At 60.6% G+C, this 24,952-nt stretch carries 21 protein-coding genes and 1 tRNA gene; 4 read left to right on the forward strand and 18 right to left on the reverse strand.

The window, feature by feature from the left end:
* Positions 1-133 precede the first annotated feature (133 nt).
* Both NHU87_RS10280 and NHU87_RS10285 read right to left on the reverse strand, forming a co-directional pair.
* Positions 134-394 carry a hypothetical protein gene (locus NHU87_RS10280; RefSeq protein WP_253547996.1) on the reverse strand — a complete coding sequence of 87 codons (261 nt, stop codon included), beginning with the start codon at positions 392-394 and terminating at the stop codon, positions 134-136.
* Between the two features lie 107 nt (positions 395-501).
* Positions 502-744: a hypothetical protein gene (locus tag NHU87_RS10285; protein WP_253547998.1), complete on the reverse strand. Its 243-nt coding sequence runs from the start codon at positions 742-744 to the stop codon at positions 502-504.
* A 219-nt stretch (positions 745-963) separates the two neighbouring features.
* Between NHU87_RS10285 and NHU87_RS10290 the strand changes: the two genes are divergently transcribed.
* On the forward strand, positions 964-1,485 hold the full coding sequence (locus NHU87_RS10290; protein WP_253548000.1) for a DUF4142 domain-containing protein: 522 nt from the start codon (positions 964-966) through the stop codon (positions 1,483-1,485).
* A gap of 163 nt (positions 1,486-1,648) precedes the next feature.
* On the opposite strand, the gene NHU87_RS10295 is transcribed toward NHU87_RS10290, so the two are convergent.
* The 12 genes from NHU87_RS10295 to NHU87_RS10350 form a co-directional block, all read right to left on the reverse strand.
* Positions 1,649-3,760: a hybrid sensor histidine kinase/response regulator gene (locus tag NHU87_RS10295; protein WP_253548002.1), complete on the reverse strand. Its 2,112-nt coding sequence runs from the start codon at positions 3,758-3,760 to the stop codon at positions 1,649-1,651.
* Positions 3,761-3,885: 125 nt separating this feature from the next.
* Positions 3,886-6,984 carry an error-prone DNA polymerase gene (locus tag NHU87_RS10300; RefSeq protein WP_437180827.1) on the reverse strand — a complete coding sequence of 1,033 codons (3,099 nt, stop codon included), beginning with the start codon at positions 6,982-6,984 and terminating at the stop codon, positions 3,886-3,888.
* A complete protein-coding gene (locus tag NHU87_RS10305; RefSeq protein ID WP_253548006.1) occupies positions 6,960-8,375 on the reverse strand; it encodes a Y-family DNA polymerase in 1,416 nt (471 codons plus the stop codon). Before NHU87_RS10305 ends, NHU87_RS10300 begins: the two co-directional genes overlap by 25 nt.
* A 7-nt stretch (positions 8,376-8,382) precedes the next feature.
* Positions 8,383-9,000: a translesion DNA synthesis-associated protein ImuA gene (imuA, locus tag NHU87_RS10310; protein ID WP_253548008.1), complete on the reverse strand. Its 618-nt coding sequence runs from the start codon at positions 8,998-9,000 to the stop codon at positions 8,383-8,385.
* Entirely contained in the window at positions 9,000-9,617 is a 618-nt protein-coding gene (lexA, locus tag NHU87_RS10315; RefSeq protein ID WP_253548010.1) for a transcriptional repressor LexA, read from the reverse strand. Before lexA ends, imuA begins: the two co-directional genes overlap by 1 nt.
* 101 nt (positions 9,618-9,718) lie before the next feature.
* Positions 9,719-10,003, reverse strand: a complete 285-nt coding sequence (locus NHU87_RS10320; protein WP_253548012.1) for a DUF971 domain-containing protein — start codon at positions 10,001-10,003, stop codon at positions 9,719-9,721.
* Positions 10,000-10,962, reverse strand: coding sequence for a HEAT repeat domain-containing protein (locus NHU87_RS10325; protein WP_253548014.1), 963 nt, complete (start codon positions 10,960-10,962; stop codon positions 10,000-10,002). The genes NHU87_RS10320 and NHU87_RS10325 overlap by 4 nt, the downstream gene beginning before the upstream one ends.
* Positions 10,963-11,050: 88 nt before the next feature.
* A complete protein-coding gene (locus NHU87_RS10330; protein WP_003180418.1) occupies positions 11,051-11,296 on the reverse strand; it encodes a 4Fe-4S dicluster domain-containing protein in 246 nt (81 codons plus the stop codon).
* A 25-nt stretch (positions 11,297-11,321) separates the two neighbouring features.
* On the reverse strand, positions 11,322-13,067 hold the full coding sequence (locus tag NHU87_RS10335) for a fumarate reductase/succinate dehydrogenase flavoprotein subunit (RefSeq protein WP_253548016.1): 1,746 nt from the start codon (positions 13,065-13,067) through the stop codon (positions 11,322-11,324).
* Positions 13,064-13,831 (reverse strand): GntR family transcriptional regulator, encoded by a 768-nt coding sequence (locus NHU87_RS10340; protein ID WP_253548018.1) that lies wholly within the window; start codon positions 13,829-13,831, stop codon positions 13,064-13,066. The genes NHU87_RS10335 and NHU87_RS10340 overlap by 4 nt, the downstream gene beginning before the upstream one ends.
* A gap of 274 nt (positions 13,832-14,105) precedes the next feature.
* Positions 14,106-15,074: a Gfo/Idh/MocA family protein gene (locus NHU87_RS10345; RefSeq protein WP_253548020.1), complete on the reverse strand. Its 969-nt coding sequence runs from the start codon at positions 15,072-15,074 to the stop codon at positions 14,106-14,108.
* A 16-nt stretch (positions 15,075-15,090) separates the two neighbouring features.
* Complete coding sequence (locus NHU87_RS10350) at positions 15,091-15,978, reverse strand: Dyp-type peroxidase (RefSeq protein ID WP_253548022.1); 888 nt, start codon at positions 15,976-15,978, stop codon at positions 15,091-15,093.
* A gap of 324 nt (positions 15,979-16,302) precedes the next feature.
* Between NHU87_RS10350 and NHU87_RS10355 the strand changes: the two genes are divergently transcribed.
* The gene (locus NHU87_RS10355) at positions 16,303-17,928 is read left to right on the forward strand and encodes an NADP-dependent glyceraldehyde-3-phosphate dehydrogenase (RefSeq protein WP_253548024.1); all 1,626 of its coding nucleotides are present in this window, start codon (positions 16,303-16,305) and stop codon (positions 17,926-17,928) included.
* Between the two features lie 6 nt (positions 17,929-17,934).
* Here NHU87_RS10355 and NHU87_RS10360 read toward each other — a convergent pair whose 3' ends face one another.
* A complete protein-coding gene (locus tag NHU87_RS10360; protein WP_253548026.1) occupies positions 17,935-18,828 on the reverse strand; it encodes a DMT family transporter in 894 nt (297 codons plus the stop codon).
* Positions 18,829-18,962: 134 nt separating this feature from the next.
* On the opposite strand from NHU87_RS10360, the gene NHU87_RS10365 reads away from it, so the two are divergent.
* Positions 18,963-19,400, forward strand: coding sequence for an Lrp/AsnC family transcriptional regulator (locus NHU87_RS10365; protein WP_253548028.1), 438 nt, complete (start codon positions 18,963-18,965; stop codon positions 19,398-19,400).
* Between the two features lie 88 nt (positions 19,401-19,488).
* Here NHU87_RS10365 and NHU87_RS10370 read toward each other — a convergent pair whose 3' ends face one another.
* Entirely contained in the window at positions 19,489-20,160 is a 672-nt protein-coding gene (locus tag NHU87_RS10370) for a Bax inhibitor-1/YccA family protein (RefSeq protein WP_253548030.1), read from the reverse strand.
* Positions 20,161-20,284: 124 nt separating this feature from the next.
* Here NHU87_RS10370 and NHU87_RS10375 point away from each other — a divergent pair.
* Positions 20,285-20,372, forward strand: a tRNA-Ser gene (locus tag NHU87_RS10375).
* A gap of 198 nt (positions 20,373-20,570) precedes the next feature.
* Here NHU87_RS10375 and NHU87_RS10380 read toward each other — a convergent pair.
* Positions 20,571-23,711 carry a multidrug efflux RND transporter permease subunit gene (locus tag NHU87_RS10380; RefSeq protein ID WP_253548032.1) on the reverse strand — a complete coding sequence of 1,047 codons (3,141 nt, stop codon included), beginning with the start codon at positions 23,709-23,711 and terminating at the stop codon, positions 20,571-20,573.
* 43 nt (positions 23,712-23,754) lie between these two features.
* Entirely contained in the window at positions 23,755-24,909 is a 1,155-nt protein-coding gene (locus tag NHU87_RS10385) for an efflux RND transporter periplasmic adaptor subunit (protein WP_253548034.1), read from the reverse strand.
* Between the last annotated feature and the right edge of the window lie 43 nt (positions 24,910-24,952).

The following is a 24,952-nucleotide window of genomic DNA, read 5'->3' on the forward strand; positions in this document are numbered from 1 at the left end:
TGGCGGCAAAAAAAGATCGCAGCCTTCGGCAGCTCCTACGGGTTCGGGTGCATCCGCAAGATCACGGTGCACACGATCAATGTAGGAGCTGCCGAAGGCTCGGGCCGCGTTCGGACGATCTTTCGATCTTGAATCAACGCGGATCCATCTCACCATCGCGTACCGAATTGTCTGTCTCTTCGCGCACTCGCTCCGGGTCGATGTCAGTGACGTCATCCTGTTCCAGAGGCGTTATGCCCTCATTGTCCGGCAATTCATCGATGCCCGGTTCATCCTCGGGGTTGACGGTGGTGCGTCCCGGGCTCAAGGGTTCGGGATGTGTCGGAATCGGATCGTAGCCGCCCTGTTCTTCGCTGGGGTACTTATCTTTTTGGGGAAAGGTTGGATCGGGCATGGGGCACCTCGCATGGGCCGCAAAGTCGGCTCTGATCGTTCGAGGTGCCGGTATTTATCCCCGTTCCAATTTTTCAGTCACCGGTCATCGGTGACTTGATACGGATGTCAGGACGGCGTCTGGAGTCGTTCAACGATCTTCTTCTTGAACTCCACGCGCTTCTCCTTGAGCTTCTTGAGTTCGTCATCGCTAAGTGCATTCGATAGTGCGGACTCGGCTTTCAACACTTCCGCGTCCGTCTGGGAGTACTTGTTGAGCAGTGAATCCAGTAACGGATCCTTGGTGCGTTTTTGCTGGATCTCTTCCTTCGTGCAGCGCAAATCCTGATAAAGGTCATGAGTCACCGGCATGGAACACCTCCGTTTGTTAATCGGTAGCAAACGCGATCGATTGCGTTCACCAGGTATCAGAATGGCCTTGCTTGGGGTGTTCTGTCGACCGTCTATCAGACCAGCGGTGTCCGTTCGTCGTCCTGTCGCAAATGCGATAAAACCTTTGTTCGAAAGATGACCTCAATTGATTAACGATCACTCGGATCGCCCCATAAAAACCTGTGTGGAGAATGACCGATGGACGGATTCAATCTGCGTCACCTCGCCCTGGCCGTAGCCTTGAGCACCAGCATGGGCACGGCTTTTGCCGCCACTTCCAACGACTTCGTCGATGACGCGGCCGAGGGTGGCATCGCGGAAGTCGAGACCAGCAAACTGGCCCTGGAAAAAAGCTCATCGGCCGACGTCAAGGCGTTCGCCAATATGATGGTCACTGATCATTCCAAAGCCAATGAAGAACTGGCGGCCCTGGCGAAAAAGCATGACATCGAGATGCCGGACACGACGACGGTGGTCAAACAGGCCAAGGAAAAAATTCTCGACTTGCGCGATGAATCCTTCGATACGGCCTATGCCAACAATCAGGTGAAGGCTCACGAAGAAACGATTGAACGGTTCAAAAAACAAGCCAACACAGTGACGGACGACAAGACCAAAGGCGCTGCCGAACTCAAGGCCTTTGCCCAAAAAATGTTGCCAGCGCTGGAAAAACACCTGGATATGGCGAAAAAACTCCAGGCGGCTCATCCCGATAAATAATCCTTTATATCGGTCAGTTAGCCCCCTGTAGGAGCGAGCGGTGCGGCGATCCGACTTGCCCGCGAAGAACAATGGCGCGGGATACCTGATTACACCCCGCGGGGTCTTGTTCGCGGGCAAGCCTCGCTCCTACAGGGGCGGATCGCATTACAGCCTACAGGTCTCAACCACCCAACACGTTGCGGATCTTACTCAACAGCGCTTCAGGGCCATAAGGCTTGCTCAGCAGATAAGTGTCGGGGCTGAGCTGGTGATTGCGCGAAATAATGTCCCGGGTGTGGCCGGAGGTAAACAGCACCGCCACCGGGGGATTCTGCACCTTGGCCCAGGCGGCCAGGTCCGAACTTTTGATCAGACCGGGCATGACCACATCGGTGAAGATCAGGTCCACCGCCACGCCATCCAGCAACATCTGCATGGCCAGGTCACCGTTGGCCGCGGTCAGCACCTGATAGCCCTCTTCACACAACAAGTCGACCGCCGAGCCACGCACCGCTTCGTTGTCCTCGACCACCAGAATGGTTTCGTGCCCGCCCCGGTGCTGCGGATCATGGCGCGTTGTTTCACCGGGCAACGAACGCAAGCTGCGCGGGAAATACAGTTGCACCCGAGTGCCCTGCCCGACGACGCTGGAAATCTCTATGTGCCCACCGCTCTGTTTGACGAAACCGAACACCATGCTCAAACCCAGGCCGGTACCCTGGCCGTCGGCCTTGGTGGTAAAAAACGGTTCGAAGGCTTGGGCGAGCACTTGAGGCGGCATGCCGACCCCTGTGTCAGCCACCGCGACGCAAACATAGTCGCCGGCGACGATGCCTTTGCCTGCGCAAAACTTGCGGTCGAGAGCAATGTTCTCGGCGCTCAGGGCAATGGTCCCCTCGCCGCTCATGGCGTCTCGAGCGTTGATCGCCAGGTTGAGAATGGCGTTTTCGAGTTGATTGCGGTCCACGTAGAGATGCCATGGATGGTCAGGCGCCGTCACCTTGATCTGGATAGTCTCCCCCAGCGCCCGCTGCAACAATTCCCCCAGTCCTTCGAAGATCTGCCGTGGATCGCACACCGCCGGCGACAAAGGCTGACGACGGGCAAACGCGAGCAATTGCGACGACAGTTTGGCACCGCGCTCGACCGCGGCAATCGATGCACTGACCCGGCGTTGCACGTTGGCATTGTCGGGCTCGTGACGCGCCAGCAAATGCAGGTTGCCGGCGATGACTTGCAACAGGTTATTGAAGTCATGGGCCACACCGCCGGTGAGACCGCCGATGGCTTCGAGTTTCTGTGACTGGCGCAACTGCTCTTCGGCCGCCAGCCGCGCTTCGACTTCGTCGGCGACTCGCTGCTCCAGGTTGCGGGTGAATTTGAGCAACGACTCTTCGGCGGTCTTGCGTTCGTGGATGTCAATCAACACCCCGGGAAAGCGGAACGCCTCACCTTGCTCATCGAACTCGCAACACCCGCTGGCCAGCACCCACAGGTAACTGCCATCGGGCCGCAGAACCCGGTATTCGGCGTTATAGGGGATGCCGGTTTCCACCGACTGATTGATCCGTTCCTGAACCCAACTACGGTCGTCGGGATGAATCTGCATTTCAGCGATGAGGGGTGGCAGGTTGGCCAGGTTCTGGTCGGGCGGGTAGGAAAACGTGCGGGCGAAGCGTTCATCGGCAGACAGCACATCAGCCTTGATGTCCCAGACGAACGAGCCGAGCAAAGCCCCGGCATTGAGCGCGAGGCGAACTCTTTCATTGTCGGCGCGATAAGCGCTTTCGGCTTCCTGGCGGCGGCGCTCGGAAATCACATGATCAGTGGTGTCGACCACCATCGCCATGACCCCGGCGGGGTGCCCGTCATCATCGGCGACGGGACTGTAGTAAAGATCCATCCAGACGTCTTCGGGTACGCCATCACGCAACAGCACCAGGGCTTTGTTGTGATAGGACAAGGTACCGCCCGCAAGGCAGGTATCCACTACATGCCGATTGAATTCGGCGACCTCTGGCCAGCCCAATTCCACCGGGGAACCCAGCAGGTAAGGATGGCGCCCACCGGCAAATCTGGAGTAGGCATCGTTATAGATCATGTAACCGGGCCGGCCCCACAGCATCACCATCGGCAGGGGTGAGGCGAGTAATAACTGCACCGCGCTGCACAGGCTCCCGGGCCAGGTATCGATGCGCCCGAGCTCGGTCAGGCTCCAGTCGAACGCGCGAATGCGTCCGGCCATTTCACCGCTCCAGCCGGTACATCCGTGGCTATTGTCTAGAAACTGCATCGACTGGCCTATGTCTTGTGAATGACATGTGTTCAGGCAGTGCAACGGCGAGAGTCGGTGCGTGCCCGTTTGTTTCGAGCACTGCCGACGCCAATGGTTTCATAGGTATAGCTGAATGTCGCAGGTCAGCGAAAATCCCGGCTGCGCACATGGATGCCGTCGAGCAAGAAACTCAGGTCGCTCAAGCGCCCGGCGATGAGATGCCGCACCTCGCCTTCCTTTTCCCAGCGCCCATCGACCTTGAGCAATTGCGAGCCGACCAATACCTGCCGTTGCCGTTCGGCCAAGTCACGCCAGACCACCACGTTGACGTTGCCGAACTCGTCTTCAAGCGTCACGAAGGTCACACCGCTGGCGGTGCCTGGACGTTGCCGGCCGGTGACCAATCCGGCGACGCTGACCGGTCGGCCGTGCTCGACATCCATAAGCTCTTTCGAACTGCGGCAACGCCGGGCTTTCAATTCACCCCGCAGCAAAGCCAGCGGATGCGGACCGAGGGTGGTGCCAACACTGTTGTAATCGGCTTGCAGGTCCTCGCCCACGGTGGGTTTGGGCAGAGACACCGCCGGCTCTTCCTGACTCGGCAAACCGGCAAACAAGCCGAGCTGCTTCTGCACCCCCGCCACCTCCCAGCGCGCCCGATGCCGGTCACCGGCCAACCCGCGCAACGCACCGGCATCGGCCAGTTGCTCCTGGGCGCGAGCATCGAGTCGCGCCCGTTCGCCAAGGTCGGCGATGTCGGCAAACGTCCCTTTCGACCGTGCGACTTCAATACGCCTGGCATCGTCCTCGCGAAAGCCTTTGATCATCCGCAACCCCATGCGAATGGCCGGCTGCGCGCCGGTGATCGGTTCCAGGCTGCAATCCCAGTCACTGGCCCGCACGTCCACCGGGCGAATCTGCAAATGATGCCGGCGGGCGTCCTGAAGAATCTGGTCCGGGCTGTAGAAACCCATGGGCCAGCTATTGATCAACGCACAGGCGAAGGCCGCCGGCTCGTGGCATTTCAACCAGCAACTGGCATAAGTCAACAAGGCGAAACTGGCGGCGTGGGATTCGGGAAAGCCGTAATTGCCGAAGCCTTTGATCTGCTCGAAGATCTGCGCGGCGAACTCCGCCGTGTAGCCGTTTTTCTTCATTCCGTCCGCCAGGCGCTCCTTGTGCGGTTCCAGTCCGCCGTGGCGTTTCCAGGCGGCCATGGAGCGACGCAATTGATCGGCCTCGCCGGGGCTGTAGTCGGCGGCGACGATTGCGATCTGCATCACCTGTTCCTGGAACAGTGGCACGCCCAAGGTGCGTTTGAGCACTACTTCGAGTTCTTTCGACGGATAGACCACCTCTTCTTCGCCCTTACGCCGCCGCAGATAGGGATGCACCATCCCGCCTTGAATCGGCCCCGGACGAACGATCGCCACCTCGATCACCAGATCGTAGAAATTCTTGGGCTTGAGCCTCGGCAACATCGACATCTGTGCCCGGGATTCGATCTGGAACACCCCGATGGTGTCCGCATGGCCAATCATCTCGTAGGTTTGCGGGTCTTCGGCCGGCACCGTTGCCAGACTCAGGTCACGGCCACGGTGCCGACGCAGCAGATCGAAACAACGACGAATCGCGCTGAGCATGCCCAACGCAAGGATATCGACCTTGAGCAACCCGACCGCATCCAGATCGTCCTTGTCCCACTGGATAATGGTGCGCTCGGCCATGGCGGCGTTTTCCACTGGCACCAGGCTGTCCAGGGGCTGCTCCGAAATCACGAAACCGCCAGGGTGCTGGGACAGGTGTCGGGGGAAACCGATCAATTGTTGGGTCAGGCTCAGCACCCGGCGCAACACCGGGCTGTCGGGATCGAAACCACCTTCACGCAGGCGCTCGACGGGCGGTGCCTGATCACTCCAGTGGCCGCAACAGTCGGCCAGGGCGTTGACCTGATCCGGCGGCAAACCCAGTGCCTTGGCCACATCGCGGACTGCGCCGGCACCATGGTAAGTGCTGACCACCGCCGTCAGCGCCGCACGCGTCCGGCCATAACGCTGAAACACGTATTGCAGGACTTCTTCACGTCGCTCGTGTTCGAAATCGACGTCAATGTCTGGCGGTTCGTTGCGTTCTTTGGAGAGAAAACGCTCGAACAGCAGCGTGCTCCGCTCCGGATCGATCTCCGTGATCCCCAGCACGAAGCACACCGCCGAGTTGGCGGCAGAACCGCGCCCCTGACAGAGAATGCGTTGCTCGCGGGCGAAATTCACAATGTCGTGAACCGTCAGGAAGTAGCTTTCGTACCCCAACTCGGCAATCAGCTGCAGTTCCTTGTCGATCTGCACCAACACTTCGGCTTTAGGACCTTTTTCCCAGCGCCACCGAACACCCTTTTCAGCCAACGCCCGCAGCCAGGACGTGGCCGTGTGACCTTCAGGCACCAGTTCCCGGGGATATTGATAACGCAACTGACTGAGGTCGAACGTGCAGCGGCGGGCGATGTTCAGCGTTTCGTCGAGCAGGGCCTGCGGATAGAGATCGCGCAAGGCGTCGAGGCTGCGCAAATGCCGTTCACCGTTAGGGTGCAGACGCAACCCGGCTTCGGCCACCGGCAGGTGATGGCGGATCGCGGTCATGGTGTCCTGCAAGGCACGCCGGCCGCGAGCGTGCATGTGCACATCGCCGCTGGCCACCGCCGGGATCCGCAGTTCCCGCGCCAGGGTCAGCAGCGCCGCCAGTCGCCGGGTGTCATCCTGTCCGCGATGTAACTGAATGCTCAGCCACAGTCGCTCGGCGAAGGTCTGCTTCAGCCAGTGGCCCTGCTCAAAGTCATCGACGGCGTCCGGCACCCACAACGCCAACAGTCCTGGCAACGGCTCGCCGAAATCCTCCCGCAGCACCTGATACTGGCCTTTCTGCGTGCGCCGTCTGGCGCGGGTAATCAGGCGGCACAGGGTTTGATAACCCTCAAGGTTTTCCACCAGCAGTACCAGTTTCGGGCCGTCTTCGATGCGTATTTCACTGCCGATGATCAGCGGCAGCTCCACGGTCTTGGCCGCCTGCCAGGCACGGACGATACCCGCCAGGGTGCATTCGTCGGTGATCGCCAGCGCTTGATAGCCCTGCTTTTTCGCCCGTTGAAAAAGCTCAAGCGCACTGGAAGCACCGCGCTGGAAACTGAAGTTCGACAGGCAGTGCAGCTCGGCATAATCGATACTCATGCGAACCAGCCTTGCAGCCACAGCGGACCGTCTTCACCCACCGCTCGATAGGCCCAGCCCTGCTGGCCGGAACGGGTTTCGATCAAGTAGTAATCGCGGCGCACGTCGTCGCCGTCCCACCAGCCCGACTCGATGCGTTCCGGCCCCATGAGGATGCGCGTCGAACCTTCGTGTACTGCCTGCGGTTCGGTCAGCAACCAGCCTGGGCGTTGCACGGCAGGCAGCACCCCACAAATCTGGCTGTCGACACTGGCCTGCCACGCGCATTCCGGCCGGTGATCAGCCTGGAACCGCAAGCCTTGCACCGCGTCATCCCCTAGCCGTGCGCGCAAGCGTTCGCGCAGTTGCTCCCAAGACAAGGATTGCTGCGGACGATCGTCGAACAGTTCCTGGTACTGAGGCACAAAGGCCGGTAGCTCTTCAGCGCGCAGACGAAAACCGCGCACCGGCGCCTCGACCTGAACTTGTTCCAGACGCCCCCGGGCCAGTTCGAACAGCATCGCCGGATCGCGCTCGGCACTGAGCAGGCCGACCTTGATCAGCGTGTCTGGCAACCCGGCATGTTCCAGGTGCAGGTCAAAACGCTGCACACCGCTGTCCCGCCCGCAGAGGAACGCCGCCAGATCGCCGGTCAGCCTGCGCAACGGAAACAGCAACGCCTGATGGGATTGCACATCGAAGTTGAGTTCGATGCGCACATCGAAACGGTCCGGCGGCAGGTAAAACGCCAGCGCCAGCCGTCGCTCGCCGAACAGGGTGTCCAGATGCTTGAGCACCTGGGCCTCGAAACGCCGGGCCAGGCTATGTCGTGGCAGCGCCTGCACCTGACTCAAGGTGCGCAGCCCCATGCGCGACAATGCCGTGGCAACGCTTGGCTCCAGGGCGATCCGGTCGACGGGCAACTGCCCGAGGTGGCGCTGCAAAGCTTCATTGTCCGGCACCACCAGACCGTCATAAACGTTGGCCAGCACCCGCGCCGCCACCGGATTGGGCGCGGCGACAATCCGGTGACGAAACCCCAGCTCGCCGAGTTCGGCCCGCAACCGCGCCTCGAACTGCGGCCAGGGCCCGAACAAACCCAGGCTGGATTCGATTTCAAACACCACGGCGCGCGGGTAATGCACGCTGACCTGAGAGCTGAACCGATAGGCCCAGGCAGCCAGGAACTGCTGCCAGTGCTCGATCTCGGCAGCATCGTATTCGGCGGTGACAAACCCTTTGCTCAGGGCCTGAGCGGCGGTCATCGACTGGCCCGGACGCAAGCCCAGCGCCCGCGCCGAACCGTTGACCGCCTGCAGCACCCGACGCTGGGCCGGGCCGGTCAGCAATGCCAGCGGCTCATCGGGGTCGGGGCGCTGACGCAGTACCGCGTCCAGCGCCAATTGCGGAAAGAGAATGCAAACCCAGCGCATGGCAACCTCAATGCCCGACGGCAAAGGCAATCGGCGCCGAACGGGCCAGCCCGCCCCGGCACTTGAGCACCCGCAATTGCGCAGGTTTGGCGTCGATGGCGATGCGCAGGGCCGCTGGCGACGGGTTGATGGCTTCACTGAGTGCACGATAGGCGAACGCCAGGGTCTGGCCGGTTTCCGCCGCCACCTGCAACCGTCGCAACGCTCGATCATCGGCCTTGTGCGGCCAGCACAACACCGCCCCGCAACTGCCCGAACGCAGGCATTGTTCCGCCGCCCACAGCGCATCGCGCTCGCTGGCGTGGATGATCGACAGTTGCCGCAGATCGACCCCGGCGTTCTGCCAGGCCTGGGGATACGGCACGTAAGGCGGTGCCACCAGTACGATGCGCTCCTCTGCCGCCGACAGCCGCGCCAGCGCCGGCCACACCAGTTGCAACTCACCCACGCCCTGCCCGGCCAGCAGGATTTCAGTCAGCGCCGCTTCCGGCCACCCGCCCGTGGGCAATGCCGCATCCAGCGCCGCATGCCCGGTGGGTTGCGGGCTGACGGCCGGTGGCGCAGGCCGGCCCTTCCAGACCTGGCCGCCATTGAACAGCGTATCCAACGCAACGACGGCGCCCATCACCCTTGCCTCACCAGACCGCAGAACACACCTTCGATGGCCAGATCCTGATCGGCTCGAACAATGATCGGTTTGTAAGCTGGATTGCGTGGTAACAGGCGAACAGAATCGCCGACTCGCTCGAAACGCTTGATGGTGACTTCGCCGTCGAGCCGCGCCACGACGATCTGGCCGTTGACCGCTTCGGGATTGCGCCGCACGCCCACCAGATCGCCATCGAGAATGCCGTCCTCGATCATCGAATCGCCCTGCACCCGCAGCATGTAATCCGGTAGCCGCGAGAAGATCGACGGATCAAGCAGCAAACGGCTGTGGACCTCGGCATCGGCACCGATCGGGGCACCTGCCGCCACTCGACCGAGTACCGGAACATCCAGCAGTTCGGGCCGCGGCGGTTGATTCAACAGCCGGATGCCGCGCGCCTGATGCGCATTGACCTCGATAAAACCGGCTTCGGTCAGCGCCAGCACGTGCTTGCGCGCCACGCTACGGGACGCGAAGCCAAAGGCCTCGCTGATTTCAGCGAGGCTCGGGGGCTGACCGTGTTCGGCGATTCGATCGCGGATGAAGGTCAGGATGGCGGTACGGCGGGGAGTTAAAGTCGTCATGGAGTACATTTGTACTCTTTTGGGTTTTTCCTGACAAGCACTTGTAGGAGCGAGGCTTGCCCGCGAAGGCGGTGTGTCAGGTAAAACGCCTTCGCGGGCAAGCCTCGCTCCTACAGGGCTGGGGTTAGCCCGGAGAGGTAGGGCCACGGGTAGATGCCGCGTTCGTGGCCGTCGCTGAAGATGAGTTGCAGGCCGTAGCCCTGGGCATTGAGTTCGACCACGCGGATGCGCTCATTCACTTTCACCGTAAGGCCCTGCAACCGAAATGCCCGGCATTGCGAACACGGACATTGGCGGCGCAGTTCGGTGTGATCGAGGACCTGCTCACGGCCATCCGGCCAGTTCAGGCGCAATTGTTGTTTACCCTGGGAATTACCAATCGCCAGCGGGTTCATTGCAGCTGACTCAAGGCAATGCGCACGGCTTTGCGCACTTCCGGGTCGCCATCGTCTTGCGCCGCCTGCAATGCGGCGATGGCGCCTGGATCGTTCAATTCGCCAAGGGCCAGGGCAGCTTCCTTGCGCAAATTGCTGATGCGATGGCCGAGGGTTTCGGTCAACGCTTCGAGGGCCGGTACGTAACGCAAACGGCCAAGGCTGCGGGTGGCGCGCAGGCGGACTTGCCAGTAATCATCGCTCAAGGCTTCGACCAAGGCAGAACCAGCGTCGGCATGTCCGACTTTGCCCAATGTGGTGGCGGCTTCTTCGCGCACTTGCCAGGCTTGGTCCTGCAATGCCTGACGCAGCGCCGGCAGCACTTGTGCGTCAGACGCCAGGCCTAGGGCGCCGGTGGCGGCGCGGCGGACTTCGGTGTCCGGGTCATGGCTGGCGAGTCGGGCCAGGGCCGGCAAGGCATCGAGCTGTTTGAGCCAGCCGAGTACGCCGACCGCTTCACGCCGGACATGGGCGTCCCTATCGTCCAACGCTGACAATGCCGCGCAAGCAGCCTCGGAAAAACGCAACTCGCGCAAGGCCCTGAAAGCCGCGACGCGCACGCTGATGTCGGCATGCCCGGTCCACGGCAGAATCACCCGCCCCGCTGCTTCGCTCTTGAGCAGGCTAAGGCTTTGCGCAGCGGCAGACTGCACCGCCAGCGATGAGTCGGTCAGCGCCTGGCACAGCGCTTCGACCACCGGTTCATCTTCCCAGGCTTCCAGCAATCGCGCCGCTTCGGCGCGCACTTCTTCGGTCGGGTCTTCGGCCAGTCGATTGACCAGCCACAGCAAGCCATCCGCCTCTTCGAGGTCGGCCAACTCGATCAGGGCAATGCGGCGCACGCCAGGGTCGTCATCGGTCAGGCGCGGTTGCAGGGCAAGGATGTCGTCGTTCTCGGTTACATCGAATAGAGAGGTCATAGGGCAAATCGCGGCAGTGGGTTTTCAGGGCTTTGTGGGTGTCTGGGCTGGCCTCTTCGCGAGCAGGCTCGCGATGGCGTCCTGTCAGTCAGCGCAACAGATAGGGTATTTCGACCTTCACCGCCCCGGTCGGGCAGTCCTTCTCACACGGCATGCAGTACCAGCATTCATCGAACGCCATGTAGGCCTTTTGCGTGGCCGGGTTGATCGCCAGCAGGTCCATCGGGCAGACGTCGACGCACACGGTGCAACCTTTGTGGGCGATGCATTTGTCCTCGTCGACCGTGACGGGGGCGTTGGAGCGGAAGAAGATTTCCTGGGGTTGATAGGCCATTGGCAGTTTCTCTCTTGGGTGATGCTCAGGCAGCAAAGGCACCGACCCGCAGCCGGTCGTAGGCCTGCATTTCATCGGCGTTCAGCGGGATGATGTAAGGCTCGACGGCTTTCTTGAAACTGGTCATCGCGCCGTCATCGCCCTTCTTCAGATGGCAATGGCAGAACCATTCATTGTCGTTGCGTTGCGGGTGGTCGACCCGATAGTGGTAAAGCCCCCAGCGACTTTCGGCGCGGAACAGCGAAGCGCGGGCGGCCATTTCGGCGCAGTCGCGAATCATGCTGACTTCCATCGCGCGCATCAGCTCGTGGGCGTTGTGGGCCTTGATCTGATCCAGATCGCGCTGAATATCACTGAAGCGTTGCAGGCCGATTTGCATCTTCCTGGTCACTTTCGGCGGTTGCAGATAGTCGTTCACAAAACGCCGCAGCTTGTACTCGACTTGAGCCGGTGGCAGACCGTGTTCGCGGTCCAGCGGTGCGTAAACCCGAGTCTTTTCTGTTTCGATCTGATCCGCATCCAGCGCGGAAAACTCGCGCCCGGCGACAAAGTCCGCCGCGTTGCTGCCGGCAAACCAGCCATAGGTGAACGCGCCGAGCATGTAGTTGTGCGGCACCGCCGCCATGTCACCCGCCGAGTACAAACCCTTCACCGACGTCTCGGCCTTCTCATTGACCCACACCCCGGACGCCGAATGACCGCTGCAAAAACCGATTTCGGAGATGTGCATCTCGACCATCTGCGTGCGGTAATCGGTGCCGCGATTGGCGTGAAACTGGCCGCGACTCGGGCGTTCGTTGCTGTGCAGGATCTCTTCGATGTTCTGGATGGTTTCTTCGGCCAGATGATCGAGTTTGAGGAACACCGGGCCGTTGCCGCTTTCGAGTTCCTGGTGAAACTCCCACATCATCTGCCCACTCCAGTAGTCGCACTCGATGAAGCGTTCGCCCTTGTTGTTAGCGGTGTAGCCACCCAACGGGCCGGTGACGTAGGCGCAGGCCGGGCCGTTGTAATCCTTGATCAGCGGGTTGATCTGAAAGCATTCGAGGTTCGCCAGTTCAGCCCCGGCGTGATAAGCCATGGCGTAACCGTCGCCGGCATTGGTGGGATTTTCGTAAGTGCCCATCAGGTAACCCGAAGACGGCAAGCCCAGACGCCCGGCGGCGCCGCAGCACAGGATCACCGCTTTGGCCTTGATCACATGGAAGTCAGCCGTGCGGCAATCGAAGCCCATCACACCGTTGACCGCGCCCTCTTCGTCCGTCAGCAACCGGGTGCAGACCAGCCGATTAGTGATGCTCACCCGCGCCCGTTTCAGTTGGCGGTACAAGACTTTCTTGATGTCGTGCCCTTCCGGCATTGGCAGCACGTAAGCGCCCATGTGGTGGACTTTCTTGACCGCGTAATCGCCGGTTTCGTCCTTCTCGAATTTCACACCCCAACGGTCCAATTGCTCGATCGTCTCGAAGCTGTGGGTCGCATAGGCATACACCGCCGCTTGATTGACGATGCCGTCGTTGGCGATGGTGATTTCCTTGGTGTATTGCTCCGGTGTCGAGTGCCCGGGAATGATCGCGTTGTTCAACCCGTCCATGCCCATGCTGATCGCGCCGCTGCGTTTGACGTTGGCCTTGTCGATCAACAGCACGCGCAGATCGCGGTTGCGCTCCTTGGCCTTGATCGCCGCCATCGGCCCGGCAGTGCCGCCGCCGATCACGACGATGTCGTATTCCTGTTCCAGAGTGCTTCTGGTGATAGAACAGTGGGTCATGCCTGATCCCCTTTTTGCCGGTCGATTCGCAAGCGGTACTGGAACGCATCGCCGCGGTAGTAAAGGTGTTCGAAGTCCAGAGGCTGGCCATTGGCGCTATGGGTCAGACGCTCGATGCGCATGATCGGCGAGCCGGGTTCAACGTTCAGCGCCTGGGTCAGGTCGCTGTCGGCCAGCACCGCGTCGATGGCCAGATCGGCGTGCCCGAGGGCCAGGCCGCAGTCGTTTTCCAGGATCAGAAAAATATCGCGTGTTACTAGATCGGCCTTCTCCAGCCGCTCGCCGATGGCCTTGGGCAGATACGTGATTTCCAGCGAGATCGGTTCGCGGTTGATCAGCCGCACGCGTTTGATCTGCGCCACAGTCTCGCCTTCGGCTACCTGTAAACGTTCGGCGACGAGTTTGTCGGCAGGAATAAATTTGAAGCTGCGCAGGCGGTTGATCACCTCGTAGCCGCGACCGGTCATGGACTCGGCCAGGCCTTGCAGCGTGCTGACGTTCTGGAAGGTTTTCGGTTTGGCCACGAACGTGCCCTTGCCGTGAATCTTGAAGATCAGCCCTTCTTTCTGCAGATCGCCGAGGGCCTGGCGCACGGTGATGCGGCTGACTTTGAACAAAGTGCCGAGCTCGCTTTCGGAGGGCATCTGGCTGTCTTGCGGGTATTCGCCGTCGAGAATCCGGGCGCGAAGCACATCGCGCAGTTGGGTGTGCAGCGGGATGCTGTTCAGAGAAAGAGGGCTGAGAGAAAGAACGTTATCGGTCATGGCAGATCACTTGTTATAACGAGTTATGACGTGATCTTAGAGAGGGGTGCGGGGGTTGAGAAATATTGTTTGGGCATAAGGTTAGATTCGCTCACCGTGCATACGTAGCAGCTGTCGAGCTCGCGAGGCTGCGTTCGGCGGCGAAGCCGTCGCAAACCCTGTATGCAAGGTTTTCCTGACACTCCGTGATGTCTGATTTCACGACGGCTTCGCCGCCGAACGCAGCCTCGCGAGCTCCGCAGCTGCTACACCAGACGATGTTTGCGGTAGGTACTCAAGTCCGTTTCAGGATCTGATCCATCACCCAATCGGTTTTCAACGCTTGCTCGGCCAGCGCCGGGTGCTGCGTTTCGCCACGGATGTGGGCGTTCATGCCCAGCACGTGGTGCCACTGGATGTGTTCGTGATGTTCGATGTGCAGGCTGAGGTGTTCCTCGGCTTCAAGCTGTACCGGGTGTTCGTCGAACACAGAAAAGCTGATCCGGCCTTGGCTGCCGATCACCTCTACCCGGTCCTCGCGACGGTCCGCCACGAAATTCCAACAACCCATGCCCAACGCCCCGGAGGCAAACCGCCAACTGGCGCTGACGGCATCTTCGGCGGCATAGAGGCCAGCCTGGTGTGCGGTGAAACCGGCAACCTCGACGATGTCACCGACCAGGTACTGGAACAAGTCGAAGCCATGACTGGCGAGGTCGGCGAAGTAACCCCCGCCGGCAATCGCCGGGTCGGTGCGCCAGTTGTTTGTGCCGCCAAGGTCGAACGGTGAAGGCGCTTTGGTCAGCGTCCAGGTCAGGTGTCGGACGTCGCCGATCCGCCCTTGGGCAAGCCATTGCCGCACTTGCTGGAAGCGCGGCAACGAGCGTCGGTAGTAGGAAACGAACAGATGCAATCCAGCCTCGGCAAAGGCCTTTTGCATCTCACGGCTTTGCCCGGCGCTCAGCGACATCGGTTTTTCGACGCAGCAATGTTTGCCGGCGGCAGCCACTTGCAGGCTGTAAGCGTGATGGCTGTCGGGTGGCGTGGCGATGTACACCGCGTCCACCTCGGGGTCATTGATCAGGGCTTCGGCGTCGGTGTAGACCCGGGCAATGCCGTGGCGCGCGGCGTAATCGGTCACCGCCTCCAGACGCCGACCCATCACCGCCACCAGCGCCGAGCCGGGCGCCTTGTAGAACGCCGGCCCGCTTTTGCGCTCGGCCACACTGCCGCACCCAATCATGCCCCAGCGCACCACGTTCATAGACACTCCTTGAGGTTTAGCCGATGCGCAGTGCGCGCAGGTCGAGGCGACCATCCTTGAGTGGTGGGCACCAGTAGTAGCCGCCGGTGATCGGTCGGCTGATGCGATACAAGCCGTCGGTGATGCCGTCTTCCAGACCGCTCATGCGCCGCAGCTGGGACTCGAACGCATCGAGGGAAAAACCGAAAGCCAGGAACATCAGGCCGGCACGATCGCCTTCGATCCACGGCATCGAGCGACGGACCACGAAGGCTTCGGGTGTGAAACTTTCCTGGGCGGTGCGTTTGACGTGGGCGGAGATCGGCGCGTCGTCGAGTTCTTCGTTGTCGCTCAGGCGACGGCCCATGATGTTGTCCTTCTCATGGGACGGCATTGCGTGGAAGCCTTTCAAGTCATGCTGCCACTGCTGGATCGCGGCGAAGCTGCCACCGACCAGACCGTCCGCGCCTTCGCTCAACAATGCGGCGGCCACAGCCGCTTCGTCGTGAGGGTTTTCGGTGCCGTCTTCGTAACCGGTCAGGTCATGGCCGCTCATGTGGCGGAAGGTTTCGTTCATCTGCACCAGACGCAGGGCCGGTGCCAGCGCGGCTTCGATCGCATGACTGCGATTGAGCAGTTCGCCACGGTCAACACCGTGCAGCCAGCACCAGAGCGCGTGTTGGGTCGACGGATTGTCGACGCCGACACCAACCAGCGCAGGAAAAACGCGCAGCCCGTCGATCTGCGCGTGCAGCGCCTTGACCAGGGATTCACCGAAACCGACGACCGCCGACTTTCCGTCCACCAGGCGCATCAGGTTATCCAGCGCAGCCGGCAGTGCCTCGGCGGATTCAAGGGCGAAGAACATATGACGAGCTTGAGGCGGAACAGGGGTGGCGAGAATGCCCGGCTGGTAATAACTCATATGAACTCCTTCAGAAAGAGCGTGAAGTTTAACCGGGGGATCGTTACTTGTGTGTTTTCAGGGGCAAAAGATCGCCCCGTAGCAGCTGCCGAGCCCGCGAGGCTGCGTTCGGCGGCGAAGCCGTCGTGTAATCGGATATCGTGGTGTGTCAGGAAAACCTTGCATGCAGGGTTTGCGACGGCTTCGCCGCCGAACGCAGCCTCGCAGGCTCGGCAGCTGCTACAGGGCTCGCCAAAAAAATCATAAGATGAGCCATGACAAGCGAGTCCGAGGTCTGCTAAAACGATTCATCAGTGCATCACCCAATCCAGACGGGGTAGCGACATGACCACAGCACAAATCCTTGGCAACCTGTTTCCCACCGCCGACAACGTCCCGGAAAAGTACCGCCTTAACGGCCCGACCGAGCAGCGCGAGTATCTAGTCGATGGTGAACTGAAAACCTGGTCCGGGCCCCTCGCCCAAGTCCGCAGCCCGGTGTACCTGAGCGGCGCGAATGGCGATGAACAGGTAATTCTCGGCAGCACGCCGCTGCTCGATGCCGACACCGCACTGACGGCGCTCGATGCGGCCGTCCGCGCCTACGACCGCGGCCAGGGTCTGTGGCCAACCATGCGTGTGGCCGAGCGTATCCAGCACGTCGAAACCTTCCTGGCTCGCATGCGCGAACAGCGCGAGGCGGTGGTCAAGTTGCTGATGTGGGAGATTGGCAAGAACCTCAAGGACTCGGAAAAAGAATTCGACCGCACCTGCGATTACATCGTCGACACCATCAATGCCCTCAAGGAACTCGACCGCCGCTCCAGCCGCTTTGAACTGGAACAGGACACCCTCGGCCAGATCCGCCGCGTTCCGCTGGGCGTGGCGTTGTGCATGGGGCCTTACAATTACCCGCTGAACGAAACCTTCACCACGCTGATTCCGGCGCTGATCATGGGCAACACCGTGGTGTTCAAGCCGGCCAAGCTTGGCGTGCTGTTGATTCGCCCGCTGCTCGAAGCGTTCCGCGACAGCTTCCCGGCCGGGGTGATCAACGTCATTTACGGCAGCGGCCGCGAGACCGTCAGTGCGCTGATGGCCAGCGGCAAGATCGATATCTTTGCGTTCATCGGCACCAACAAGGCCGCCAGCGACCTGAAAAAACTCCACCCAAGGCCTCACCGTCTGCGCGCGGCGCTGGGCCTGGATGCGAAGAACCCCGGCATCATTCTGCCGGAGGTCGATCTGGACAATGCGGTCAGCGAAGCCGTCACTGGTTCCTTGTCCTTCAATGGTCAGCGCTGCACCGCGCTGAAAATCCTCTTCGTCCACGAAGACGTGGTCGAGGCGTTCATCGAGAAATTCAACGCCAAACTCGCCGCCCTCAAACCCGGCATGCCGTGGGACAGCGGCGTGGCGCTGACGCCGTTGCCGGAGTCAGGCAAGGTCGATTACCTGCACACCCTGGTGGCAGACGCAGTCAGCAAAGGTGCAGCCGTGGTCAACCCCAACGGCGGTGAATCCCGAGCATCGTTCTTCTACCCGGCCGTGTTGTACCCGGTGGCACCGCAGATGCGCGTCTACCAAGAAGAACAGTTCGGCCCGGTCGTGCCAATCGTGCCTTACCGTCATCTGGACACCGTCATTGATTACGTCCTTGAATCCGACTTCGGCCAGCAACTGAGCATCTTCGGCACCAACCCGGTGGCGGTCGGCAGGCTGGTGGACACCTTCGCCAACCAGGTCGGCCGGATCAACCTCAACGCCCAGTGCCAGCGCGGTCCTGACACCTACCCGTTCAACGGCCGCAAGAATTCCGCCGAGGGCACGCTGTCGGTGCACGATGCGCTGCGGGTGTTTTCGATTCGGACCCTGGTGGCGACCAAGTTCCAGGAAAGCAGCAAAGAGCTTCTCAGCGAGATCATCAGCGGCCGAAACTCGAGCTTCCTGACCACCGATTACATCTTCTGAGGTCTGTTATTGCGCCGCCACCCGGCGAAGCTTCAGGCTCCAGCCTTGTTGCATCCCGGCGGCGGCCAACAGAATCGCGGCAACACCGATCCACTGCAGCGGCTCCAGGCGATGGCCGAAGGCGAACCAGTCAACGAAAATCGCCGCAATCGGGTAGATGAACGACAGCGCACCGGTCAGCGCTGTCGGCAGCTTTTGAATCGCGCCGTAGAGCAACACATACATCAGACCGGTATGCACGATGCCCAGGGTTACCAGACTGGCCCAGGCATCGGGCGTTTGCGGCATCGCCGAGAAATGCGCAAAGGGCGCGAGCAACAGCACGCCGGTGCAGACCTGGATCAACGCGATCAGATGCGGTGGCGTACCGGTCAGGCGCTTGATGATCAACGCGGCAATCGCGTACAGAAAGGCAGCCCCCAGCGCCAGACCAATCCCCATCAGGTAATCGTTGCCACCCTCGCCTTGCTCACCATGTGCGCTGACAATCGCCAGCATCCCGAGAAACGAAATGCCCAGCCAGAACAGTTTCTGCAGGGTGATTTTTTCCCCCAGAAACAGCGCCGCCAGCCCCACCAGCATGAATGGCTGGACGTTATAAACCGCCGTGCCAATGGCAATCGAGGCGCGGGAGTAGGACGCGAATAACAGCACCCAGTTGCCGACAATCGCCACACCACTCAGTACAGCCAGCAAGAAAGTGGTGGAGGTCAAAATGCCAGGGCGCAGAAAGCCGAACGCCGCGCAGATCAGCAATAAGGTGGCGGCACCGAACACGCAGCGCCAGAACACCACGTCCAGCACTGGTTGCCCAGAGACCAGCACGAACCAGCCAATGGTCCCGGAAATGAGCATGGCGGCGGTCATTTCGAATGAGCCGCGACGTAGTGTTTTGTCCATCATCAACCTCCTGTGTTTGAGCCCAAAGTATGCCAATCCACCGAGGGGCTACTCCAGCGCAAAAAGCAGGCTAAACTCGGCTTCTGCCTTTTTTATCAAGGCTTGTTCCGCCGATTACCTTATAGGGGTTCGCCATGACCGACGACATCGACCAAGTGCTGATCAGCGCATTGATGGAAGACTCACGCCGCTCGCTCAAGGCCCTGGCACAGATCAGCGGCCTGTCCTCGCCCAGTGTCGCCGAGCGCCTGCGTCGCCTCGAAGAACGTGGCGTGCTCAAGGGATATACCGTCGAGATCGACCCCAAATGCTTTGGCTACCAACTCCAGGCCATCGTCCGCATCCGCCCGTTGCCGGGCCAGTTGCAGGAAGTGGAGCGACAGATTCAGGCCATCCCCGAATTTACCGAGTGCGACAAAGTCACGGGAGATGACTGCTTCATCGCCCGCCTGCATGTGCGCTCGATGGAACAACTGGACACCCTCCTCGACCGCCTCAACAGCCACGCCGAAACCAGCACCGCCATCGTCAAGAAGACCCCGGTCAAGCGTCGGCTGCCGCCAATGGTTTGAATGCTGTTTTGGTTGAAACCAACGAGCTGAGCCAAATCACAGGCGATAAAAAACCCGCCGAAGCGGGTTTTTTACTCAAGGCTGACGATTAATCATCGCGGCTCATGATGCCCAACAGTTGTAGCAAGCTGACGAACAGGTTGTAGATCGATACATACAGGCTGATGGTCGCCATGATGTAGTTGCGCTCGCCGCCGTGAATGATGGCGCTGGTCTGGAATAGAATGCACACCGACGAGAACAGTACGAAACCTGCGCTGATCGCCAGTTGCAGACCGCTGACCTGGAAGAACAGGCTCGCCAGTGTCGCACCCAATAGCACAAAGAAACCGGCCGTGATGAAACCACCGAGGAAGCTCATGTCCTTGCGGGTGATCAGCACATACGCCGACAGGCCGCCGAACACCAGCGCGGTCATTGCGAAGGCCGAGCTGACGACTTCCGCGCCGCCCTGCATATCCAGGTAACGGTTGAGAATCGGGCCGAGCAGGAAACCCATGAAACCGGTCAGCGCGAACGCAGAAACCAGGCCCCACGCCGAATCACGGAGTTTGTTGGTGAGAAAGAAAAGGCCGTAGAAGCCGATCAGCACCACGAAGATATTCGGGTAGCCAACACGCATCTGCTGCGCGACAAACGCCATCACGCCGCTGAATGCGAGGGTGAGGGCGAGTAAGCCGTAAGTGTTGCGCAGGACGCGGCTAACCTCTAGCTGCTCAGCCTGCACGCTGTTATTAACTGCGTAATCCTGTTCGCGCATGGCGACACTCCTGTTGGGTTTGAAACGTTCAGTCGCAAAGATCATAACAGACGCTCTGTAACAAGCCATACAGAGAGTTTGACAGTGTGTTTCATTCAGGTATTATGGCGCCCGCAACGCAAACGGAGGTGTGGCCGAGTGGTTTAAGGCAACGGTCTTGAAAACCGTCGACTGTAACAGGTCCATGAGTTCGAATCCCATCGCCTCCGCCATATTTGTACCGACAAAGCCCTGATTATTCAGGGCTTTGTCGTTTCTGGGGTTTGGTGAAAATCCCCCAGCCCATACCTTGACCCGTAGCTTTCGTTGGTTATACGCGGAACACGAAAGAACTGAAAGTTTAGCCAATCTGTGCATCGACCGGTCGAATCCACAGCCAAAAACGGCCAGTGATGAGGCACTTTAGGCCTTCAACGACCGGAGTGCTGGTCCCCGGGCTCGGTGAGGCTGACACGGCGACTACGCAACCGATTTGCCGCGGAAGAGACCCAGACAAAGAACACCGGTACCCACAAGACCCCAAGCACTGTCGCCGCCAGCATACCGCCGATCACGCCTGTGCCGATCGCTCGCTGGCTGGCAGCTCCCGCACCCGTTGCAATAGCCAGAGGCACCACGCCGAGAATGAAGGCCAGGGACGTCATGACGATCGGACGAAAACGCAGGCGTGCGGCCTGAGCCGCCGCATGCGCGAGGCTCGCGCCCTGAACGTGAAGGGCCTTGGCAAATTCGACGATGAGGATTGCATTCTTCGCCGCCAGTCCAATGATCGTGATCAGCCCCACCTTGAAATAGACATCATTGGGCAGGCCCATGATCGTCACCGCGGCTACCGAACCGAGCATGCCGACAGGCACGATCAACAGCACGGCAAAGGGAATCGTCCAGCTTTCATACAGCGCCACCAGCACCAGCAGCACCACGATCAACGATAACCCCACCAGCAGCGGCACCTGATCGCTGGCCTGTTGTTCCTGAAGTGACAGCCCGGCCCATTCAAGGCTAAAACCGGCCGGCAGCTGACGGGCGATTTTCTGCAGTTCTTCCATGGCTTGACCGGTGCTGTAACCCGGTGCGGCATCGCCGGAAAAACGCAGCGACGCCGACCCGTTGTAGCGCGCGATCTGCAGTGGCCCGACCTGCCACTCGAAACGGCTGAACGCTTCCAGTGGCACCAATCGGTTCTGTCGATTGGGCACTTGCAGGCGCAACAGCGCTTCAGGCGTCTGGCGACTGATGCTGTCCGCCTGAACGATCACCCGCTGCATCCGCCCCTGATTGGCAAACTCATTGATTTGTTCCGAGCCCAGCGCCGAGGACAACGCTGAACTGATCACATCAAAACTCACACCGAGGGCTTCGGCTTTTTCGCGGTCGATGCTGACATGGATCTGCGGCGCATCCGCCAGGCCATCCTCCATCAGGTAATCGATCACCGGCGACGCCTTGGCCGCCTCCAGCAATTGGGTTCGGGCCTTCAACAGCGCTTCGTGCCCCTGCCCTGCCAGATCCTGCAACCGTAGCTCGAAACCGTTCGAGGTGCCGAGGCCGTCCACCGGCGGCGGCACCACGCTGAACAGCGTGCCGTCAGCGGCGTTCTCAAAAGCCTCATTCGCGCGTCGGGCCACCGCGTCGCTGGCCTGGCCATCGCCGCGAACCGACCAGTCCTTGAGGCTGGTAAACGACAACGCCGCGTTAGCGCCAACCCCGGAAAAACTGAACCCCATGATTGCCAGCACCTGATCCGTGGCGGGTTGCGCCAGGGCATAGTGCTCCCACGATTGCACCGTCACATCCGTGCGCGAAGCCGAAGCCGCAGGTGGTAGCTGGATATCCGTGATGATGTAGCCCTGATCTTCGGACGGCATGAATGAGGATGGCAATCGGTGATAGGCAAAAGCGAGTACCAGCAACAATATGAGGTAAATGCCCATGCTGCGAGTGCTGCGACGGACCCAGCTCGAACTGAACTGCTCGTAGCGCCGGGCCAAGGCATCGAAGCGTCGATTGAAGCCGTTCGCCCAGCGGTTGGGTCGTAGCTCTTTCGCCGGGTCGAAGGGTTTTAGCAAGGTGACACACAGGGCCGGCGTCAGGGTCAACGCCAGGAACCCGGAGAATAGAATCGACACCGACAGCGCCATGGAAAACTGCTGGTAGATCACCCCCACCGAACCGCCCATGAACGCCAACGGCAGGAATACCGCCGCCAGCACCAGGGTGATGCCAACAATCGCCCCGCTGATCTGCTGCATTGCTTTGCGGGTCGCCTCTTTGGGCGACAGGCGCTCGTGCGTGATCAAGCGCTCGACGTTCTCTACCACGACAATGGCGTCGTCCACCAGAATGCCAATGGCCAGCACCATGCCGAACAGGGTCATCATGTTGATCGAAAACCCTAGCGGCGCCATCACCGCGAGGGTGCCCAGCAGGCAGACCGGCACCACAATGGCCGGAATCAACGTGTAACGCAGGTTCTGCAAAAACAGCAGCATCACCAGAAACACCAACACCATGGCTTCGATCAAGGTGTAGATGACTTGCTTGATCGCCACGTCGACGAAGTATGAGGTGTCATAAGGCACGCTCAGCATCATGTTCGCTGGCAGCGTGCTCGACAGTTGATCCAGCCGGGCCTTGAGCGCCGCCGCCGTTTGCAGCGCGTTGGCACCGGGTGCCAACTGCACCGACATGGCCGCCGCGGGTTTGCCGTTCAGGCGAGCGTCGAAGCGGTAGTCCTGACGACCCAGTTCGACTCGGGCCACATCGTGAATCCTGACACTGGAGCCGTCGTCATTGGCCCGCAGCACAATGTTGCCGAACGCCTCCACGGATTCAAGCTGCCCCTGCACCATGACGGTGGCGGTAATGTGCTGCTCGGCAGGCCCCGGACGTTCGCCCATGCTGCCGGCGGGTACTTGCACGTTCTGCCCGGCGATCGCTTTACTTACATCGGCCATCGACAGGTTGTAACCCACAAGCCGGGCAGGATCGACCCAGATGCGCATGGCCCGTTCAGCGGTGTACATCTGCACCCGCCCTACCCCGGCCACGCGGCGAATCTCGTTATTGATGCCCCGCGCGGCGTAGTCTGCCAACCCGATCGAATCCTGCTGCCCATCGGTGTAGGACAAGGCATAGATCATCAGAAAGTTGGCACGTACCTGCTCCACCTTCAGGCCTTGCTCGATCACCGCTTGGGGCAAGCGCCCGATTACCCGTTGCAAGCGGTTCTGGACGTCTATCTGCGCCATGTCGGGATCGATGCCCGGCTTGAAGGTGATGGTGGTTTCTGCACTGCCGTTGGCACTGTTGGATTCGTAATACAGCAAATCCTTGAGGCCGTTGAGTTCCTCCTCGATCAGACTGGTGATGTTCTGATTGATGATCTGCGCCGAGGCACCGGGGTAGCTGGCACTGACACTGATTTGCGGCGGTGCCACGTCCGGGTATTGGCTGACCGGCAAGGTGCCCAGGGTCATCGCTCCTGCCAGCGCGATGAACAGCGCGATAACCCAGGCGAAATTCGGACGAGCAATAAAAAAATCGGGCATCGGTTAGATCCTGGCTGACACCTTGGGTAAAAGCGTCACGCCCTCAGTTATGGGCCTGCTGTTCGGCAAAGGTGATTATGTTGACCCTGGTGCCGACACTGAGCTTGTCGGCGCGCTCGACCACCACGTGCTCGCCGGCCACTAGCCCCCGGGTGATCTGCCAGTCGGAACCGAGCATCGCGCCGGTGCTGACCACTCGTTCGTGCACTACCCCCTGGGCGTCCACCAGCATTAACCTGGCCTGGCCATCGACACCACGCTGCACCGCTTGCTGCGGCACGAACAACGCTTGCGGATCGATCCCCGCCGGCGCTACGACCCGCACATACATGCCAGGCAGCAGTACGCTGTCCGGGTTAGGAAACTCGCCGCGCAAGGTGACTTGCCCGGTGCTTCGATCGACCGAAATATCGGAGAACATCAGCTTGCCTTGTCGGGTTTGTGTCGGGCTGCCAAGTTGTATTGACACCCGCGCTGCGCCCGCTCCAGTCAGGGTCAACCGGCCACTGGCGACGGCTTGCTGCAAGGCGACGATCTGATCGACGGACTGGGTAAAGTCGGCGTAAATCGGGTCCAGTTGCTGAATTCGCGCCATTTGCGTGGCTTGGTCCTGGCCTACCAGTGCGCCCTCGCTGACCAGGGCGCGGCCGATACGGCCACTGATCGGCGCTCGCACCTGACAGTAACCGAGGTTGAGTCGGGCGGTCGCCACATCGGCTTGAGCGGCCAGGCGGTTAGCCTTGGCGCTCTTGAGATCAGAGACCGCGTCGTCGAATACCTGCGGGCTGACGGCGTTGATTTCCACCAGTTGTTTGTAGCGTTGCACATGAGCGTTGGCGCGATAGACATCGGCTTCTGCTTTGGCCAAGGCGCCTTCGACCCGCATTAATGCAGCCTTGAGCGGCGCAGGGTCGATGCTGAAAAGCAGTTGACCAGCCTTGACGTCACTGCCCTCTTCAAAATGACGGGTCAACACAACACCGGCAATCCGTGCGCGCACCTCGGCGATGCGCACTGGTTCGATTCGGCCAGGCAGGTCTGAGGTCATGGCAAACGGTCGGGGTTGCACGGTGAGCGTCTTGACCTGCGGTGGCGACGTACTGTGTTCAGCGGACTGATCCTGAGCGCCACAGCCGTTCAATGCCAATACGGTCGCCAGCACCCACGTCGGTTTTATCGTCGCTAAAGCCTTACGCATTATCAGTCCCTGTGCAAAACAAAAACGGGCTTGCCGTTCCATG

It is taken from the genome of Pseudomonas mandelii, from assembly GCF_024138395.1.
GTDB lineage: Bacteria > Pseudomonadota > Gammaproteobacteria > Pseudomonadales > Pseudomonadaceae > Aquipseudomonas > Aquipseudomonas mandelii_E.

Coding starts and splice junctions, on each gene's coding strand:
- NHU87_RS10285 (WP_253547998.1), bottom strand. CDS start 744: ATGCCGGTGACTCATGACCTTTATCAGGATTTGCGCTGCACGAAGGAA.
- lexA (WP_253548010.1), bottom strand. CDS start 9,617: ATGTACTCCATGACGACTTTAACTCCCCGCCGTACCGCCATCCTGACC.
- NHU87_RS10280 (WP_253547996.1), bottom strand. CDS start 394: ATGCCCGATCCAACCTTTCCCCAAAAAGATAAGTACCCCAGCGAAGAA.
- NHU87_RS10325 (WP_253548014.1), bottom strand. CDS start 10,962: ATGACCTCTCTATTCGATGTAACCGAGAACGACGACATCCTTGCCCTG.
- NHU87_RS10350 (WP_253548022.1), bottom strand. CDS start 15,978: ATGAGTTATTACCAGCCGGGCATTCTCGCCACCCCTGTTCCGCCTCAA.
- NHU87_RS10335 (WP_253548016.1), bottom strand. CDS start 13,067: ATGACCCACTGTTCTATCACCAGAAGCACTCTGGAACAGGAATACGAC.
- NHU87_RS10290 (WP_253548000.1), top strand. CDS start 964: ATGGACGGATTCAATCTGCGTCACCTCGCCCTGGCCGTAGCCTTGAGC.
- NHU87_RS10295 (WP_253548002.1), bottom strand. CDS start 3,760: ATGCAGTTTCTAGACAATAGCCACGGATGTACCGGCTGGAGCGGTGAA.
- NHU87_RS10305 (WP_253548006.1), bottom strand. CDS start 8,375: ATGCGCTGGGTTTGCATTCTCTTTCCGCAATTGGCGCTGGACGCGGTA.
- NHU87_RS10345 (WP_253548020.1), bottom strand. CDS start 15,074: ATGAACGTGGTGCGCTGGGGCATGATTGGGTGCGGCAGTGTGGCCGAG.
- NHU87_RS10340 (WP_253548018.1), bottom strand. CDS start 13,831: ATGACCGATAACGTTCTTTCTCTCAGCCCTCTTTCTCTGAACAGCATC.
- imuA (WP_253548008.1), bottom strand. CDS start 9,000: ATGGGCGCCGTCGTTGCGTTGGATACGCTGTTCAATGGCGGCCAGGTC.
- NHU87_RS10365 (WP_253548028.1), top strand. CDS start 18,963: ATGACCGACGACATCGACCAAGTGCTGATCAGCGCATTGATGGAAGAC.
- NHU87_RS10320 (WP_253548012.1), bottom strand. CDS start 10,003: ATGAACCCGCTGGCGATTGGTAATTCCCAGGGTAAACAACAATTGCGC.
- NHU87_RS10370 (WP_253548030.1), bottom strand. CDS start 20,160: ATGCGCGAACAGGATTACGCAGTTAATAACAGCGTGCAGGCTGAGCAG.
- NHU87_RS10330 (WP_003180418.1), bottom strand. CDS start 11,296: ATGGCCTATCAACCCCAGGAAATCTTCTTCCGCTCCAACGCCCCCGTC.
- NHU87_RS10385 (WP_253548034.1), bottom strand. CDS start 24,909: ATGCGTAAGGCTTTAGCGACGATAAAACCGACGTGGGTGCTGGCGACC.
- NHU87_RS10360 (WP_253548026.1), bottom strand. CDS start 18,828: ATGGACAAAACACTACGTCGCGGCTCATTCGAAATGACCGCCGCCATG.
- NHU87_RS10380 (WP_253548032.1), bottom strand. CDS start 23,711: ATGCCCGATTTTTTTATTGCTCGTCCGAATTTCGCCTGGGTTATCGCG.
- NHU87_RS10355 (WP_253548024.1), top strand. CDS start 16,303: ATGACCACAGCACAAATCCTTGGCAACCTGTTTCCCACCGCCGACAAC.